The organism is Terrimonas sp. (assembly GCF_003075435.1).
Lineage (GTDB): Bacteria > Bacteroidota > Bacteroidia > Chitinophagales > Chitinophagaceae > Agriterribacter.
Map to the genome: position 1 here is coordinate 142,246 of NZ_QCZJ01000012.1, position 18,277 is coordinate 160,522.

12 protein-coding genes and 1 pseudogene are annotated in these 18,277 nt (G+C 42.5%); 2 read left to right on the forward strand and 11 right to left on the reverse strand.

The window, feature by feature from the left end; translation table 11 throughout:
- Positions 1-21: 21 nt before the first annotated feature.
- Complete coding sequence (gpmI, locus tag DC498_RS14530) at positions 22-1,539, reverse strand: 2,3-bisphosphoglycerate-independent phosphoglycerate mutase (RefSeq protein ID WP_116874895.1); 1,518 nt, start codon at positions 1,537-1,539, stop codon at positions 22-24.
- Positions 1,540-1,679: 140 nt separating this feature from the next.
- On the opposite strand from gpmI, the gene DC498_RS14535 reads away from it, so the two are divergent.
- Both DC498_RS14535 and DC498_RS14540 read left to right on the forward strand, forming a co-directional pair.
- Positions 1,680-2,060, forward strand: a complete 381-nt coding sequence (locus DC498_RS14535) for a DUF4783 domain-containing protein (RefSeq protein ID WP_116874896.1) — start codon at positions 1,680-1,682, stop codon at positions 2,058-2,060.
- A gap of 262 nt (positions 2,061-2,322) precedes the next feature.
- Entirely contained in the window at positions 2,323-4,056 is a 1,734-nt protein-coding gene (locus tag DC498_RS14540) for a GMC oxidoreductase (RefSeq protein ID WP_116874897.1), read from the forward strand.
- 90 nt (positions 4,057-4,146) lie between these two features.
- Here the strand turns inward: DC498_RS14540 and DC498_RS14545 are convergent, their stop codons facing one another.
- From DC498_RS14545 to DC498_RS26420, 10 genes and pseudogenes are all read right to left on the reverse strand, one after another.
- Complete coding sequence (locus DC498_RS14545; protein WP_116874898.1) at positions 4,147-4,542, reverse strand: VOC family protein; 396 nt, start codon at positions 4,540-4,542, stop codon at positions 4,147-4,149.
- Positions 4,543-4,868: 326 nt separating this feature from the next.
- The gene (locus tag DC498_RS14550; RefSeq protein ID WP_116874899.1) at positions 4,869-6,281 is read right to left on the reverse strand and encodes an MFS transporter; all 1,413 of its coding nucleotides are present in this window, start codon (positions 6,279-6,281) and stop codon (positions 4,869-4,871) included.
- 91 nt (positions 6,282-6,372) lie between these two features.
- Positions 6,373-7,776 (reverse strand): glucuronate isomerase, encoded by a 1,404-nt coding sequence (uxaC, locus tag DC498_RS14555; RefSeq protein ID WP_116874900.1) that lies wholly within the window; start codon positions 7,774-7,776, stop codon positions 6,373-6,375.
- A 93-nt stretch (positions 7,777-7,869) separates the two neighbouring features.
- A complete protein-coding gene (locus tag DC498_RS14560; protein ID WP_116874901.1) occupies positions 7,870-8,532 on the reverse strand; it encodes a bifunctional 4-hydroxy-2-oxoglutarate aldolase/2-dehydro-3-deoxy-phosphogluconate aldolase in 663 nt (220 codons plus the stop codon).
- Between the two features lie 101 nt (positions 8,533-8,633).
- Positions 8,634-9,641, reverse strand: coding sequence for a sugar kinase (locus DC498_RS14565; protein ID WP_165813850.1), 1,008 nt, complete (start codon positions 9,639-9,641; stop codon positions 8,634-8,636).
- Between the two features lie 239 nt (positions 9,642-9,880).
- Positions 9,881-11,386, reverse strand: a complete 1,506-nt coding sequence (locus DC498_RS14570; protein ID WP_116874903.1) for a SusD/RagB family nutrient-binding outer membrane lipoprotein — start codon at positions 11,384-11,386, stop codon at positions 9,881-9,883.
- Positions 11,387-11,406: 20 nt separating this feature from the next.
- Positions 11,407-14,922 carry a SusC/RagA family TonB-linked outer membrane protein gene (locus tag DC498_RS14575; protein ID WP_165813851.1) on the reverse strand — a complete coding sequence of 1,172 codons (3,516 nt, stop codon included), beginning with the start codon at positions 14,920-14,922 and terminating at the stop codon, positions 11,407-11,409.
- 247 nt (positions 14,923-15,169) lie between these two features.
- Positions 15,170-16,393, reverse strand: coding sequence for a FecR family protein (locus DC498_RS14580; RefSeq protein ID WP_116874905.1), 1,224 nt, complete (start codon positions 16,391-16,393; stop codon positions 15,170-15,172).
- A 184-nt stretch (positions 16,394-16,577) separates the two neighbouring features.
- Positions 16,578-17,204 carry an RNA polymerase sigma factor gene (locus tag DC498_RS14585; RefSeq protein WP_133176861.1) on the reverse strand — a complete coding sequence of 209 codons (627 nt, stop codon included), beginning with the start codon at positions 17,202-17,204 and terminating at the stop codon, positions 16,578-16,580.
- Between the two features lie 864 nt (positions 17,205-18,068).
- A pseudogene (locus DC498_RS26420) lies at positions 18,069-18,277 on the reverse strand (IS982 family transposase); the annotation flags it as partial.

Sequence of the window (18,277 nt, forward strand, 5' to 3'; positions counted from 1 at the left end):
ACCGCCGGGGGAGGCGGTTTTTTACTCCGTAAGAATATTTCCGGTCATTTCTTCAGGAATGGTTATACCCATGGTTTTTAAAATGGTAGGTGCAATATCACCCAGTTTACCGGGCTTTAGTTTTCCATTCCATTGATTATCAATCACAAAAAACGGAACAGGGTTTAAAGTATGCGCAGTATTCGGAGTGCCGTCTTCATTTACAATATAGTCAGCATTGCCGTGGTCGGCAGTGAGGAATATAGTATAACCGTTTTTCAAACCGGCAGTAACAACTTTTTCAACGCAGGTATCCACGGTTTCAACCGCCTTTACCACGGCATCCCAAACCCCGGTATGCCCTACCATATCTGCATTGGCAAAATTCAGGCAGACAAAATCTGCTGATTTGCTTTCTATTTCCGGCAACAGTTTTTCCGTGAGTTCAAATGCGCTCATTTCGGGCTTAAGGTCATAGGTGGCAACCTTGGGTGAAGCTGCCATAATTCTTGATTCACCTTCAAAAGGCGTCTCTCTTCCGCCACTGAAAAAGAAAGTCACATGCGGATATTTTTCTGTTTCGGCTATTCTTATCTGGCGCAAACCATTTGACTCAATTACTTCTCCCAGGGTTTTGGTTAGATTGTCGTTCTCAAAAATAACATGTACGTTTTTGAAAGTCTTGTCATATTCCGTCATTGTGGTAAAATGCAACGGTAAGGTATGCATGCCGAACTCCGGCATATCCTTTTGCGTAAGTACTTCTGTTATTTCACGGCAGCGATCTGTACGGAAATTAAAACATATTACCGTATCGCCGGGTTTAATATTACCGTTACCATTCTCAATGGTAGCGTTAATAATGGGTTTGATAAATTCATCCGTTACATCTGCCGCATAAGATGCTTTAATGGATTTGATAAGGTCGGTGCTTTTTTCTCCAATGCCATTTACAAGCGCATCATATGCCAGCTTCACTCTTTCCCATCTTTTATCGCGATCCATTGCATAATACCTGCCCGTTATACTGGCAATCTGTCCGGTAGTTTTATTAAGATGATCCTGCAGGTATTTGATATAGCTTAAACCACCTTTGGGATCGGTATCCCTGCCATCCGTAAATGCATGTATAAAAACATTGGTGAGTTCCTCTTCTTTACAAATGGTTGTAAGTGCTTTTATATGATTGATGTGCGAGTGAACGCCTCCGTCACTAACCAGTCCGAGCAAATGCAGCGCTTTGTTATTTTGTTTTGCGTATGCAATAGCATCAAGTAATACCTTGTTTTGCGCCAGCTCCCCTGTACGGATGGCAACATTAATACGCTGCAGTTCCTGGTATACTATGCGCCCTGCACCGAGATTAAGGTGCCCCACTTCACTGTTGCCCATCTGGCCTTCGGGCAGGCCCACATCTTCTCCGCAGGTTATTAAAGTAGTATGGGGGTATTTGCTGTATAATGAACTTACAAAGGGAGTTTTAGCGTGTTGAATAGCGTCGCTGGAAGATACTTTGCCCAGTCCCCAGCCATCCATAATAACAAGAATTACTTTTTTCATGGCGCAAAATTACCGTTTTTCAGATATGTTATTGAGTATCTTTTAATATTATAATGTTATGGTTATGCCTTTTTATTAACAGTGCTGATGCATAAAACAGTCTGGCACATTTTTAGACTAAACAGTGCAGGCTATAAGTCATGAAAAAGATATTCTCCATAGGCTTGCTTTTCTGTATCGCCAGCTTTTGCCTGGGCGCATATTACTATTCTATTAATGATGTAGCCTGGGCAATGAATACAGGGAATGCCGGTAAATTAGCCAAATACTTTGACGGCAGGGTTGATATTACGCTTCAGCAAAAAACAAATTCTTACAGCCGTAGCCAGGCAGAAATGGTGCTGAAAGATTTTTTTGAAGGAAATGGCGTAAAAAGTTTTAAGGTTTTGCACAAAGGCTCACACAATGGCTCTGAATTTTGCATAGGAAATCTCCAGACTAAGAACGGGGTCTACAGAACTACCATCTTTATGAAGGCGCGTACCGAGCAGCAGGTATTACAGGAAATACGGTTTGAGTAGAAATAGAAATCAGCCTGTATTTTTTGTTTCTCTCAGAGAATACGAAAGAGCCGCGATTATGAAGAAAACTTCCAGCATGTAATCCCTGTGCAGGCATCAGCTATGGAATATTCAACAGTAATTTTATGGGTTTGAGCTTTTGGAACCTGGTTAATGATTGACTGTTTTGCTGATCGCAATCAAAGCGTTTTGTTAATACATCCATTTACCTCTTTTATCTTAGTATACTTGCGGATATATTCCACTTCCAAAATAGATTGTTATGCCAGGTGACACTTCACGCATTAGTATCAATGCAAAAGGAACTGAAAAAAATACATTTGACGCTATCGTAATCGGCTCCGGCATCAGCGGTGGTTGGGCTGCTAAGGAACTATGCGAGCATGGCTTAAAAACATTGGTGCTGGAGCGCGGCAGAGACGTTAAGCATATTAAAGATTATCCTACCGCTACAAAAAACCCCTGGGATTTCACCTACCGGGGACGCGTAGCCGAAGCATACCTTAAAGAAAATCCACTCATCAGTAAAGCTGCGGGCTTTGGTGATGATACCAAACATTTTTTTATAAAGGATAAGGATCATCCCTACATTCAGGAAAAGCCTTTCGACTGGATACGCGGCTACCAGGTAGGAGGAAAATCGTTGACATGGGGCAGAGCCTGCCAGCGCTGGAGTGACTTTGAGTTTTCTGCCCCGGCAAGGTATAATTACGGGCTGGATTGGCCCATACGGTATAATGATGTGAAAGACTGGTACAGCCACGTAGAAAAATTTATAGGTGTTTGTGGTAATAAAGATGATATTGAAGCGATGCCTGACGGTGAGTTTCTCCCGCCCTTTGAATTGAATTGTGTTGAACGGCATATTCAGCAAAACATTCAGCAGCATTATAAAGATCGTTTTTTAGTGCATGCCCGCTGGGCGCAGTTAACGCAACCAAAAGAGGTACACCTGCAGCAGGGCAGGGGTAAATGCCAGGCAAGAAACTTATGCATGAGGGGTTGTCCGTTTGGCGGGTATTTCAGTTCTGTTTCCTGTACTTTACCCTGGGCTGAAAAAACAGGACATCTTACCATTCAACCTGATTCCGTAGTACATTCCATTATATATGATGAGCAGAAAAAGAAAGCAACAGGTGTTCGTGTAATAGATGCGCATACACACCATGTTACAGAATATTTCGCCAGGATTATTTTTGTAAATGCATCCGCGTTAAACAGCAATCTTATTTTATTGAATTCAACATCCGGCAGGTTCCCGACTGGACTGGGTAATGACAATGGACTGCTGGGAAAATATATCTGCTTTCACAATTACCGCGCTTCGGTAGGAGGCGACCTTGATGGCTTTGAGGATAAATATTACTACGGTCGAAATCCTACGGAGCCTATATTGGCCAACTACCGTAATCTTCACAAGATAGATACGGACTATGTAGGCGGGTTTACTACGTTTATGGGAGCATACCGTACACGTATAGACGAAAATAGCACTGCCGAAACGATTGGCGCTGATTTTAAAAAAGCTTTAACCGAGCCCGGAGGGTGGCACGTGTATATGTATATGCAGGGAGAAACCATTCCCAAAGAAACAAATCATGTAAGGCTGAGCGCTGATCAAAAAGACCAGTGGGGCATTCCCCTGCTGGTTACTGCTGTTGGGTATGATGATAATGATGAGAAGATGATAAAAGATTTTTTGACGGAAAGCACCGCAATGCTGGAAAAGGCAGGCGTAAAAAATATTCAGCAACATGACTCTAAACAGGCGCCAGGCTTAGACATTCATGAAATGGGAGGCTGCAGAATGGGGCATGATCCTAAAACTTCTTTACTGAACAAATGGAATCAATTACATGCCTGCAAGAATGTATTTGTAACAGACGGCGCCTGTATGACAAGTACGGGTAATCAAAGCCCGTCTATTTTGTATATGACCTTAACAGCAAGGGCTGCCAATTATGCGGTTGGAGAAATGAAGAGTGGGAATTTGTAGGTAAGGAGTTAAAGAGTATTGGGGTGTAAGTATTTTTACAATTCTTATCGTATCATCGCTCTGATTGTATTCGGCAACATTCTCACTTTTCTAAATTTTTTTCTGCACCTGCCAGTAATGACCAAAGGGATCTTTAAACATGCCTTGCCTGTAACCATAATCATAATCCTGCGCCGGACTGATTTCTGTTGCGCCTGCCTGGATAGCTTTTTGCATTACGGCATCCACATCAGGTACGAATAGTCCTATTACTGCAGTTACTCCTTTAGCACTTATGGGTTCAAGCGCATTAAGCCGGGGCATGATTTCGTGTATATGAAAAACGGCGCCGCCTATTTCTAACTCTGTCACATGAATACTACCATCATCATTACGAAAGCAAAAATGTTCTGTTGCTCCTAAGCGTATATAAAAATCTATATTGATTGTTCCATTAGGAATATGCAACTCAGGAGCAAAATGCGCATAAGTGATTTTTGTTTCCATGGCGATTATTTTATACTAAAAGATTGGTGCTTTACACAAGCTGATTACTGATCGAAGCTAAAATTGTTGATTTAAATATAATCAAATCGATTGTATTGCAGGTATAGCTATACAGTAGTATGATTGTATGTACGTTTTTTTATAAGAATGCTGGTTCATAACGTACTCCAGCTGTTGTCCAATTCTATATAATGGCATAAATAAATTGCGTGTATCTATATAATAGTTGTATAGCGATTATATTTCCCCTATAAATTGCGCCTTTACGTTATATCGCGTCAATGCAGAAACCTCATCCCTTCATCTTCTCCCACTACCTTCACCCCCTACAAATCCGTAATCAACTTATACTTCGGCACCAAACTCTTCATAATAGCCCATGCAATTAAATAAGCAATAGCGCAGAATGTAAACATAATGGTATATCCTGTTTCAATATGCCCGAGTTCTTTATAATGATCAAACAATGAACCGCCAATCTTGGTAACAATTACACCGCCAATGCCACCGGCCATGCCCCCAAGTCCCACCACAGAACCTATTGCCTTTTTAGGAAACATATCAGATACCGTTGTAAAAATATTGGCGCTCCATGCCTGGTGGGCGGAAGCTCCAATGCCGATTAATAAAACCGGCGCCCAAAAACTGATATGCCCTAATGGTTGTGCCGCCAGCACAACCAGGGGTATAAACGCAATAATAAGCATAGCTTTCATTCGCCCGTCATAGGCTGTATAACCCTTCTTAATGAAATAAGCCGGGAACCAGCCGCCACCAACACTTCCTACCATTGTCATGCTATACAGAACAGCCAGCGGGATGGCCATATCCGTTGGTTCCATATGGTATTGATCTTTAAGGTATGCCGGTAACCAAAACAGGAAAAACCACCATACGCCATCCGTCATAAATTTACCCACGGCAAAAGCCCAGGTCTGCTTGTATTGCAGTAATTTCACCCAGGGTACTTTTTTCTCCTGTCCGGCCTCCTCAGCAATAAGTTTTTCATCTTCATCGCTGTTAATGTACGCATATTCAGAGGCGCTTAATCTTTTCTGTTTTTCAGGCCTGTCATAATAAATATACCAGAAGATCAGCCAGATAAAACCAATCAATCCTATTATAATAAACGCTGACTGCCAACCCCATACCTTTGCCATCCATGGCACGGTAAGCGGAGCAAGTATAGCTCCTATAGTAGTGCCGGAATTAAATATTCCAACCGATAAGGATCTTTCTTTTTTAGGAAAATATTCAGCCGTGGCTTTCATAGCCGCAGGAAAGTTACCTGCCTCGCCAATGGCTAAAACTGCCCTCGCAAATATAAAGCCCAGTACAGATACCGGTATGGCTGCAATACCAATCCATCCAAGTGTTGAAGCAATACCTTTGCCTATCGGAATGGCTTCTGCATGAATAAGAGCGCCAACTGACCATATAATGATTGCCCATGCATATCCTCTTTGGGTGCCTAGCTTATCAATAATACGGCCGGCAAACAGCAACCCGATGGCATAGGTGAATTGAAATGCAGCCGCTATATTGGCATAGTCTGTATTACTCCAGCCAAACTCTTCTTCCAGCTCGGGCTTCAGCAGGCTCAATACCTGCCTGTCGAGATAATTAACCGTTGTTGCAAAAAAGAGAAGGGCGCATATATACCAGCGATAGTTGCCCACTCCTTTAGAGTCGACTGAATTTGAGATGGATTGCTGAAGGTCTGGAAGTTTTGTTGACATGATATGGTTTTACGATCGTTTGTGTTTGATTTCCGTGATATGTGAAATGACAGACCTGGGATTTTCACGTTTTACATCTGTCGTTTCATGTTTAATGTTCTCCTAAATTGAAATATTCCTTAGAATTATTATAACAAATGTCCTGCACCATTTTACCAAGCCAGGTAATGTCGCGGGGAAGTTCCCCGTTTTCTACATCGTTTCCTATCAGGTTACAAAGTATTCTCCTGAAATATTCGTGGCGTGGAAATGAAAGAAAGCTTCTTGAATCAGTGGTCATGCCTACAAACCTGCTCAGCAGTCCCATATTGCTTAATATATTCATCTGCTCTTCCATGCCATTCTTTTGATCAAGAAACCACCAGCCCGAACCGAACTGAATTTTACCCGGCGTTTTCCCATCCTGGAAATTTCCAGCCATGGTTGCATATATGGCGTTGTAGGATGGATTGTTATTATAGATGATGGTTTTAGCTAACTGGTTTTCCTTATCAAGGCGATTAAAGAATTTCGACATTGGCTGGGCAACCTGCCAATCGCCGATGGAATCTACGCCGGCATCAGCGCCGAGTAAACTTAACAGCCTGCTGTTATTATTGCGTAAAGCGCCTACGTGAAATTGCTGTACCCATCCCCGTTGTGCGTTCCACTGGCAGATAAAATGCAGGGTGGCTGATTTAAACTGGCTCACCTGTTTTTCATCCAACACCTTTCCTTTCCTTACAGCGCTGAAACTTCTTTCCAGGTCTTTCAGGGTAAAATCATCAGCATGCATGGTTTCCAGTCCGTGATCAGAAATACGGCAACCGGTTTCGTGAAAGAAGTCGTGCCTGAGCTTTAATGCTTCAAGCAGGTCTTCATAACTATTGATGCTTATTTTAGCAGCCTGCTCTAATTGTTGTATATAGTTGTTATAAGTGCCGGCATTTTCAACCGCCATTGCTTTATCAGGACGAAAGGCCGGAAATACTTTTGGCGCGCCTTTTAATTTTTTTATGGCAATATGGTGCTCCAGCGAATCTGCGGGATCATCCGTTGTACATAAAACTTCGGCTTTAAATTTTTTAACTATAGTGTGAACAGGCAGTTTTTGTAATTTGTCGTTGCAGGTTTTGTAAATTTCTTTGGCGTTTTTTTCGTTCAGTATTTTTTTAATACCAAAGGTGCGTTGCAGCTCAAGGTGCGTCCAGTGATACAGCGGGTTGCGCATGGTATAAGGAACGGTAGCCGCCCATCGTGCAAACTTCGTGTAATCGTCAGCGTTACCGGTAATGTCGTTTTCATCAACGCCATTGGTGCGCATGGCTCTCCACTTATAATGATCGCCCTTCAGCCATATTTCGGTAATGTTTTTGAATTTTTTGTTGGCAGCTATTTCTGCCGGCGGCAGGTGATTATGATAATCTATGATCGGCATTTTTTCTGCATAATCATGATAGAGTTTTTTAGCAACTGAAGTCTGTAATAAAAAATCTTCGTCCAGAAATTTTTTCATATAGCCGTTTTAAAAGATGATAGAAAATTCCGTGAAACGCGAGATGCCAGAGGTAAGATTTTGACGTTTCTCATCTCACAATTTCTTCCCGCCTCACTTTCTCGCATTATCAATATAACCAATGATATTTTTAACATGTTCCGTTACTTTTTCATATTGATTATCAGCTAACCAATCGGGAGGAAAAAGTTGTGAACCAATACCCACGGCGGCTACCCCGCTTTTAAACCAGCTGCTTATGTCATCCTGGGTTGGTTCAACGCCACCTGTTGTCATAAACTGCATATTGGGAAAAACAGCTTTTACCGCTTTAATAAATGCCGGTCCGCCCAATTGTTTTGCCGGAAAGATTTTTACAATATTTATTCCCCAATTCTCGGCCATGCCAATATCAGATGGCGTGGCACAACCCGGCATCCATAATTTTTTATGCTTTGAAGATACTTCGTGAATTTCGTGGTTGATAAGAGGAGATATTAAAAAATCAGCGCCTGCATGGATGAACTGCTCTGCCTGCTGCCCGTTTTTGATAGTGCCGATGCCGAGTATCATTCCGGGTAAGGATTGGCTGCAATATTTACGCAGCTCAATAAAAATGTCGAATGAATTTTCGTTGCGGTTGGTAAACTCAAATAATCTAACGCCTGCATCGTATGAAGCCTTCAATACATTTTTGCAAACCGTTACATCCGTATGTGTAAACAAAGGCATAAAGCCGGTTTGTTTTACAAGAGCAGCTATTTCGTGTTGGGTCATGTTGTATAGTTGTTTATGGTTTATGGTTTGAGGTTTATGGTTTTCGAGTTTCCAACAACGGTAAACTACAAACCAAAAACAATAAACCTCTCCTTTCCACCTTACCTGATTATCTTCCCGCTTCCTCCCTGTTTAATCACGGTGTTTACTTCATCAGAGGTAGCAATATTAAAGTCGCCGGTAATGCTGTGTTTTATAACACCACAGGCTGTTGCGAATTCTATGGTTTCGTCCAGTGGTAATTTGTTTTTTAAACCATGAATAATACCTGCCATAAAAGCATCGCCTGCACCTATCCGCTCGGCTATCTGCTGTATATGATATGGTTTTGATTGATGTATGTTTCCATCATGCCACAAATAACCAATATACTGGTTTGCGCTGGCGCTTTCCTGCACACGCATGGTCATGGCTATATGTTTTACCTGCGGCAGTTTTTCTTTTATCAGTTTAAAGCTGCTTTCAACAAGATTGTTTTCGTCGGGCTCAATACCAAAATACAATTTCGCTGTATCAATATCAGCCAGTAAAACATCACAGTATTGCAATAGGGCGGGCATTATTTCAGCCGGCTTTTTGCCATATTTCCAAAGGGTATTCCTGTAGTTGAAGTCGGCGGAAACCTTAAGTCCGCTTTGCTTTGCAGCTGATAATGCTTCTTCACAAACCTCTACAAGGTTTTGGTTGAGTGCAGGCGTTATCCCGCTCCAGTGAAACCAGTCAGCGGTTTCAAATATTTTCTCCCATTGAATATCGCCTTTTTTTAAAAAGCTGAAGGCCGAATATTCACGGTCATAAATTATTCTGCCCGGTCTTGCACCCTGCCCGCTTTCGTAATAATATATACCGGTTCGGTTATGTGTTGATGTTAGCGCCGCGGTTTCAACGCCATATTTATATAATTGAGATAGCCCTGCTCTCGCCAGTTCATTACCCGGCATTGCAGTAATATAAACAGAAGGATTGCCAAAAATAGATAAGGACACTGCGATATTGGCTTCAGAGCCTGCCCAATGCATTTCCAAACGATCTGCCTGAACAATTTTTTGCTGAGATGGGGGGGTGAGCCTGAGCAAATATTCGCCGAATAAAGCCACTTTTTTATTCATAAGCAATTTCAACTGAGTGCCGAATATAAGTAATTTAAGGGAACACTCAGGGTAAATGCATTCAAATAAGTGCATGCTGTTCAGCGGATACCATTCTTTAAGTATAATAGCAGGGAAATGATATTATTCAATAAAAAAATTTCGCTGAATTCAATATTCAGCGAAACTTCTGTAGTATATATTTTTTGCTCACTTATTAATATATAGCCTATTACGGCTGGGCATTACAGCCTTTGCTTTTACTTTTTATCCCACCAAACTTTACTTAAATAGCTGTCGCCGTTCGACATCCTGGCTGCGGCTGTATTGTACTCATCCGGATTGCGAAAGCGCTCTGTACCGGAGTAAACTCCCCTGCGGGGTATTGTACCGTTGGTAACTCCCTGGTTTGGACCTGGGATCAGCGTTGGATACCCTGTACGGCGCCACTCGGCATAGGCCTCATAATGCCGCATGAACAGGCTGATCCATTTCTGATCCATGATCTCCTCTAATTGCTCATCTGCGGTTCCCGACAGGGCGCCTTCAGTAGTGATATAGGTGTCGATTTGTGCATCTGGTATGTTATAGGGGGGAACTTTCATAGCAGCCCTGATACCTGCCTGATAAAAGGCTTCTGCGTCGCCCGGGCTAAGCCCGGCCCAACCCAGCAATGCGGACTCTGCCTTATAGAAGCAGAGGTCGGAGTACGACATAAATAAATAAGGAAAAGTAGATTTCCTGTCGTTGTAAATTGAAATGGTGCCATATGAATAATCATCCCTGTTAATAATCACATTTTGCCCGAGTGCTACTCCAAGCCCACGGTATATAGGATTACCGTCTTTCTTTGAGTTTTCTGTAGGTTCAGCAATTTTAGGAAGCCTTGGATCATTTTTAGCAAGCAACATATCAATAAATGGCGCTGCAAGCTGGTTTAATTCTTTACTTCCGTTATAACCTCCTATTACAGGGTGATAGCCTATAGCAAATCCGTCCTGCGGATTGGTAGGCATATTTGCATTGTCGGCATTACTTTCAAAAATCGGACCCGCAAGTGCCTCTTCCACTGTTTTACGAGATAATGCAGCATCTGCATAGCGCAACCTGAAGCCTATCCTGAGCTTTAACATGTTGCCGAATTTTCTCCAGGCGTTCACGTTTCCCTTGTATACAAGGTCCGCATTGCCATAAGACAGGTCTGAGGCGCTTAACCGGCTCATTGCCTGATCCAGCTCAACAATCATGGATTTATAAATCTCTTCCTGGGTATTGTATTTTGGCGTTAGTATAATTTCCGATTCAGGTAACCCGGTTTCAGAATAAGGGATATCACCCCAGAAATCGGTCATTCTTTGCCAGATATACAGTTCGTTGATTTTGGCAATTGCCAGTTTGGTTTTACCGGACTGACTTTCTTCCTGGCCTTTCAGCAGGCGGTTCCTTATCTGGGCAAGATTGTGTATATACCCATAATGAGCCGCCCAGTTCCTGGTTTCATATATGTCCCGGTCTTCCAGGTATTGAGATGGCGCTGAAAGACTTCCGCTTGCCCATTGTTCCACCCACGACCCTACCTGCCACCAATTGGCGCCTTCAGCCAGGAAGCCGTTCAACTGCACATTTGAAAGAATGTATTCGGGTGGAACTGAAGCAGGCTGGGTTGGAGAAATATTTAATGCTTCAAAATTTTTTGTACAGGCGGACAATAGGGTGACAACACCCAAAATTGCAGCGCTTTCGCGCAGGATACTATATATTTTCATCCGAGTATTTTTTGTTTTTTCTAAAATCTTACGTTAACATCAATACCAAAGGTTCTCATCAACGGAAGAGAATGTCCTTCCATTCCGAGCGTTCCTGTATTCACATTTACTGAAGCGTTTTCCGGCGAGAATCCATCGGTATGGCGTTCCAGGTAGCCAATATTTCTGCCGTAAACTGCTACCGATGCTCCTGAAAGCACTTTTGTGCCGGTTAACCATTTGGCAGGTAACTGGTAAGCCAAACGTATTTCACGGATGGCAGTATAGCTGGCATCATAAATAAATTCTTCTGCCACAGCAAAGCCTTTGTCCGGCGCCACACGATTCCAGAATGCCTGGGCTGTTGTTGTTTGGGAATTCTTTTCGCCCGTAGCTACCCAAACGCCATTCTCCAACTTTGCTTTAACACCTTCCACAAGCAGCCCCCCCTCTCTTCCTTCAAGTGTTCGCTTTGAAGTGCCATAAGCCGCTTCCTGCACGCGTCCCTGCGAAAAGATAAGACCGCCCCTGCGCATATCAATGAGGGTGCTAAGCGAAAATCCTTTATAAAAAAAACTGTTGGCAAAACCGCCTGTCCATTTGGGATTTGCATTGCCCAATTCGAGCGTAGATACAGATTTCACAACAGGAAGGCCATTGTCGTCAATCAGCCTGTTGCCTTTATCATCACGTGCATAGGCATAGTCTGCTGCATTTAGTACACCGAAGGGTTTTCCCGGTACCGCTGTTATACGGATATTCCTGTCTGACCCGACAAGGAACTCCGAAACGCCTTCAATAAGTTCCAGTACTTTGTTGCGGTTAGCTGCAAAATTGAAGCTGGATTCCCACCTGAAACCATTTTTCAATTTAACCGGTGTGCCGGAAATCAGCATTTCGATCCCTTTATTCTGTATACGTCCGGAATTGGTCAGCTTGGTACTGTATCCCGTAGACTGCGCAATAGTGATAGGGAGTATCTGGTTGCTTGTAACGGAATGATAATAGGTAAAGTCTATTAGCAGCCTGTTCTTCAGGAACCTTAATTCTGTACCAATTTCGTAGGATGTTTTCAACTCATTCTTCAGGTTAGGGTCGGTAATTACTTCCGTATAGCCTGCAAGAGGTTGATTTTGAAATGTATTGGCATTCAACCCGAAATAACCTACTGTATTATATGGATCTCCTGACCGCCCCGCCTGCGCCCATGAGCCGCGGATCTTGGCATAGTCAAGAAAAGAGCTGTTTATATTCAATGCATCTGTAAGAATTACACTTGCGCCTACAGAAGGATAGAAAAAAGAGTTGTTCTTAACAGGCAGGGTAGATGACCAGTCGTTACGGGCAGTTACATCAATAAACCAGGTATTCTTATATCCAATGTTTGCCGCTCCGTAAACGGAATTAATATCATATTCGGAAACTTCAAGGGATGGCGTGTTCAGCAGCGTTTTCCCAATGGCATACAACTTAGGAATACTTAACTGGGTACCTGTGTTGCCGGTAAGACGATACCGGTTCTGTTGATGGTTGGCGCCAATATTAACAAAATAGGAGAACTCTCCTATGTCCCGCGCCGCGGTTATCAGCACATCAGCGTTTTCTACCTTGTTATAAACGTTGTTTTCAAAAACTCTTCCTGTTTGCTGTATCCTTGTGCCAACTGCATCCCAACCATACTGCCGTTCGTAGTAAAAATCAGTTCCATAGCGTCCCTGTATAGAAATGCCCTTTGCCAGCTGGTAGCTCAATTTGGCATAAGCGATCAGGCGGTCTCTCTGGTCTTCATTATGGCTGTTGTTAATTGTCCAGAAGGGATTGGAGGTAACAGAATTGCTTTCAAATATTTTTTCTCCACCTACAAAAAATGCGGCGCCCCCGATATCACGCGAATTCTGTATGTCTTTAGCGGTATATTCATATCTACTGAGCCCCTCCATGCTAAGGCTCCTGGGGATATACAGAAAACGATAAACCGGGTTTTGCCCATCATCCCCAAGGTGCGGTCTATTCACTACATTCTGCCTGATATAGTTGGCTTTTACATCCAGGTTCAGCCCTTTGGCGATATCCGTTGAGATTTTTATTGTTGCTGAATTTCTTTTAAGCGTATTGGTAGGCTGAAAGCCATCATTGTTCAGATTGGTAATAGAAGCGTAATATGTTGTCTTTTCTCCACCGCCATCAACGCTAAGCGTATTCATCAGCATTTTTTCAGGATGGAAGAATGCGGTATACGGGTTTTCTATGGGAGAGTAATTCGTGGTATCCCCCCACATGTCTTCTACAAGCTGTCCATCCATTTTTGGACCCCAGCTCCCACGGCTGGTTGGATTTCGTCCACCGCTCAATTTTGGTATACCACCTGTTAAAGCCGGATCGTAAACTACTACCGATCCATCAGATTTTCTATAAAATGTAAAATTACCGTTAAAGCCTTGCCCATATACATTTTGATAGTCGGGCTGCACCAATGCATTACCTGTTGAAAAGCTGCCGTCGTAACTGATAGTGGGCTTACGGTTTCGGGAACCCGATTTGGTAGTGATAATTACTACCCCGTTAGCGCCTAACTGACCGTAAAGCGCAGCGCCATTAGGTCCCTTCAACACTGTTACAGACTCAATGTCATTGGGGTTAATATTGGATATGCCATCTCCGCCATCTACGCCGGTAGCGAAGGTCTGTGAGCCCAGGCTTCTTCTGTTGGAGTTATCAATAGGCACACCATCAATAACGTACAGAGGTTGGGAGTTACCCGAAAGCGAAGAATTGCCGCGTATAATTACACGGGAAGCGCCGGACATGCCTGCCGCGGAAGATGTTACCTGTACGCCGGCAACCTTTGCAGAAAGTGCCGAACCCAGGTTGGTTTCTTTTGAATTGGCAAAATCTGATCCCCGCAGCTCGCCTGTGGCAAAGCTCAGTGCTTTTTTATCTCTTTTGATGCCCAGGGCAGTAACCACTATTTCCTGGGTGCTGGTAGCCGCCGGTTTTAAAACTATCCTCAAAAAAGTTTCTTTTGAAACCGCTATCTCAACAGTTTCATGCCCCACAAAGGAAATCGTTAATGTTCCGGCTGCATCGGGTAGTTGAAGTGTAAAATTACCATTGGCATCTGTTGTAGTGCCTCGTTCTGTACCCTTTAACTTCACGGAAGCTCCTGCCAGGGGGTTACCCGATTCATCTTTTACATTTCCCTGTATGGTGACAGGGGGAGGAGGCAGCACAACCTCGCCTCGTACAGAAGGAACAGGCTGCATTTCCTTTTCCCTGACGATAACGGTATTATATTTTATTTCATATACAAAAGGCTGTTCCTTAAAACAGATATTCAATGCTTCGGTAAGCTCCATATTTTGTATGTTAAGCGAAACGGGGCTGGCTTTTTGCAGTATCTTTTTTTCATAGAAAAAAGCGTAGCCGGTTTGCTTTTCAATCAGCCTGAAAACTTTTTCCAGGGAAATGTTTTTTTCAGCAATGCTTATTTTTTGTGAAAAAGATTTTGCATTAAGATTAAACGTGAATGCGAGGATTAAAACTGCAGTCAGTTTCATAATCAACAACTTTTGAGTAAAAGGCTTACCATAGCGCCGGGGAGCTTGGCAAAACGGTCTTGAATCCATAAATTTGGAATGTTTGGGTTAAAAAATTTAAGTCAGACAGTTTGAATTTTTTAGACAGCCCATCAATCGCCGGGAATGTTGACCGCATTTCCGGTTTTATTTTCGGCTGCCTTGGGGGTTTATTTTTTTTCCATATGCAATTACAGTTTTGTTTTAGTTAAGGATGAAATGAAAAATTTTATTGTTTTTTGTATGGCGCAACAAATACGTTTTTCCCTTCTATCCTGAATTGAATTTTATGGGTGGCTTCCAGTATTTCAAGCAGTTGTTCTATATTGTTTTTCCGCTTAATTTTTCCTGAGAGGCCTATTTCCGGAATATTTTTATCGTATATGATGTTTATATCGTACCACCGTTCTATCTGCCTCATGATAGACTTCAGATCTGTATTATCAAATCTGAACTCACCATTTTTCCAGGCTATTACACTGTCGGTATCTACATCAACTAATACTTCTACCTGATCGACTCCCATTGTTACGTGCGCCTGCTGGCCGGGTTTCAGCAGCGCGGTTTTTTCTCCTGTATTTAATTTTACAGCCCCTTCAAGCAGGGTAGTATTGATCGCTCCTTCTTCATCATAGGCCATTATATTAAAGTGTGTGCCCAGAACTTCAACAATACCTCCGTGACCGGAAGCGGTATTGATCGACACAAAAAAAGGCTGTTTTCTTCCATCCGGTAGTTTGCTTTGTGCAATTTCAAAATATCCTTCACCTGTTAACTCTACCTCCCTGGAGGCGCCGTTAAAAGATGTCGGAAATCGTAATGAAGAAGTAGCATTCAGCCATACTTTGCTGCCATCGGCCAATACTATGGCGTATTGGCCTCCACGGGGTGTGGTAATTGTATTATATGCAATCACATTGCTACCTGTATTGGCAACATTATAGTTTATTTTTCCATCTGTTTTTATCACTTTTACGTCTCCCTGAAATGCTATGTCACCGTTACCCGCTTCATTTAAATCAATTACGGAACCGTCTGCCAGGGTCAGCGTGGCTTTATCGCTGCCGGGAAGGATAATCTCGCTTTTTCTTCCTGAAGCAATATCGTTATGTATTATTTTGCGGCTGCTGAAATAAAAAAACGCACCTGCTGAAAGTAACAGGAACACTACAGCCGCTGCGCGGAAGAATTGTTTCTTATAAACAGGAATAGCGGTTCTGGTATTTATATTTTTCAGCAACTCCATTCTTACCCGGCCGCTCCAACCGGCGGCTTCCGGTAAATCATCTTCCTGCAGGGATGCTTTATAAAAAGCCTGCATTTGCTCAAGCACAAGTCGGTTGGAATCGCTTTTGCCGATATAATCAAGTATTTCCACCACCTCTTCGTCTGTACATTCATTATTGAGGAAGCGGGTCATTAATTCCTTGTAATATGTATTATCTTTTTGCATCCGTAGTGGGGTATAAATACCTGTTTATATATAATAAAGTCCCGGAAAAGAAAAGAGGGTGGGTGTAGGCTGAAAAAATAATGATTATAGCAATTTTGCTATGAGCGGTTTGTCTGGCACTATACTCAGGGTATTTGCGGTCGGCTCGGCGATCTGTTTGGAAAATGAAACCATTAATGCAAAACTATCCCGCCTGCTGAGTCTGAATCGTTAGATGTAGTATTGTAATAAGGAAAGTCATAAGAATGACTTTATCATAGCGGTAAAAATATTGCCTGAGATCCTGCACGGCTTTCATCATATGTTCCTTTACTGTATTTCTTGAAATGCCCAGTTCATTTGCTACTTCGTCGTAGGTTTTATTGTTCTGCCGGCATAGCCTGTATACTCTTTGCCTTTGCACCGGTAGCCGGCTTACGGCATTATCCAGCAACTGCTGGTATTGCTGCCATTGAAAATCTTTTTCAGGGTCGTTGAGCTCAATGGCAGAACGGACAAGCACCCTGCCACGCAGGTTTTCGTCGCGGGAAATTTTCTTTAGCAGCTTAAACGCCTTATTGCGGCTTATGCGATAGAGGTAAGCAGGAAAAGATTGCTGCGGCTGGAGGCGATGGCGTATTTCCCATATCTTTAGAAAAGTTTCCTGGATAATATCTTCTGCCATTTCCGGAAGCTTTACAAAGCGGATCAGCCAGCTGTACATTTTGGAATGATACCTGTTATACAATTCAATATATGCTGCGGCATCATTTTGCCGCAATCGCTGAATTAGTAAAGAATCGTCCTGGTTATTTTCGCCAAGCAATTGCAATGTTAGTTTTGAGTGATAAAATTAATGAAAATAGTAAAAAGTAAAATTTCCCTTAATAAATGGGGGCATTCCAAATTTTCGCTGGTTGGTGTCTCCCCCATAGTCGTCAACTTAAAAAATATGAGCAACAAAAGACCCCGAATGGGGTTCAATTTGAATAGCCATCGGTGCAACCGGTGGTCGAATGAATCGGTTTTTACATTGAACCCCTGCGGGGTTCAACAAAAACTCCACCATTTTACCGTGAGTGGAACTCACGGCTATTCAAATTCAAGCCCTTTGGGCTTAAGTTGAAGGTTATGGTGTCTCCACCAACAAGGGCATGCGTCGTGGGTGGTGTCTCACCGCCCACTTCCGGCGCGAAAAGAAAATTTGAAATGCATCCTAATAAATTTTTGCGTACTTCAGATCAACCGACGGATGTACCTGCAAAACAGGAGAACCTTGTATCAAATGCTTAACAGAATTCTTATCTGTTTATTCCGTTAAAAAAGTCAGTATATAATTTTGTATTTTTTTGTGTTGTTTTGAAGTGCCTTGTCATCCATGCATTGTAGTAGTGTGAGGCAACCTGATAATGTCATCTCATTTTTTTGCACTTCTTCTACCAGAAAATGCTTTCATCTGCGGGCTGATTGCTGGAACATAAAGAATACACTTTGTGGCTATCGATTGTAAAACGCAACGGGGATAATTCTGTTTCCTGATTCATCAAATAGTTCCGGCGTATCTGATTTAAAGCCGGCTGTTTGCCCCGCAAGCAATAAAAAAACATTGGTCCTGACAGTAAAAGCAAATAACTTTATTCATTTCTGAGTTTGCAAAGTTGTAGCCACATTAATATTAATTAATTCAAGTTGCTATTTAATCGGTAATTTTATTGAGTGTAAAGGCTAGAATAAACATCACCAGTTTTATCAAAAATCCTTTAAAAGTCACTGCATGAATTTTTCTTAGGAATAATCCTTTTATCTGACTGAAAGTTGTTTCAATTCCTTTGCGCATGTGTTCTTTTATAAATCTTGTCCATGGTTCATCTGGTCTTTTTGAGTTGCGCTTTCGGCAGATCATTA

Bases quoted from the DNA above. Each gene is read 5' to 3' on its own strand.
- gpmI (WP_116874895.1), bottom strand. From the start codon at position 1,539: ATGAAAAAAGTAATTCTTGTTATTATGGATGGCTGGGGACTGGGCAAA.
- DC498_RS14535 (WP_116874896.1), top strand. From the start codon at position 1,680: ATGAAAAAGATATTCTCCATAGGCTTGCTTTTCTGTATCGCCAGCTTT.
- DC498_RS14540 (WP_116874897.1), top strand. From the start codon at position 2,323: ATGCCAGGTGACACTTCACGCATTAGTATCAATGCAAAAGGAACTGAA.
- DC498_RS14545 (WP_116874898.1), bottom strand. From the start codon at position 4,542: ATGGAAACAAAAATCACTTATGCGCATTTTGCTCCTGAGTTGCATATT.
- DC498_RS14550 (WP_116874899.1), bottom strand. From the start codon at position 6,281: ATGTCAACAAAACTTCCAGACCTTCAGCAATCCATCTCAAATTCAGTC.
- uxaC (WP_116874900.1), bottom strand. From the start codon at position 7,776: ATGAAAAAATTTCTGGACGAAGATTTTTTATTACAGACTTCAGTTGCT.
- DC498_RS14560 (WP_116874901.1), bottom strand. From the start codon at position 8,532: ATGACCCAACACGAAATAGCTGCTCTTGTAAAACAAACCGGCTTTATG.
- DC498_RS14565 (WP_165813850.1), bottom strand. From the start codon at position 9,641: ATGAATAAAAAAGTGGCTTTATTCGGCGAATATTTGCTCAGGCTCACC.
- DC498_RS14570 (WP_116874903.1), bottom strand. From the start codon at position 11,386: ATGAAAATATATAGTATCCTGCGCGAAAGCGCTGCAATTTTGGGTGTT.
- DC498_RS14575 (WP_165813851.1), bottom strand. From the start codon at position 14,922: ATGAAACTGACTGCAGTTTTAATCCTCGCATTCACGTTTAATCTTAAT.
- DC498_RS14580 (WP_116874905.1), bottom strand. From the start codon at position 16,393: ATGCAAAAAGATAATACATATTACAAGGAATTAATGACCCGCTTCCTC.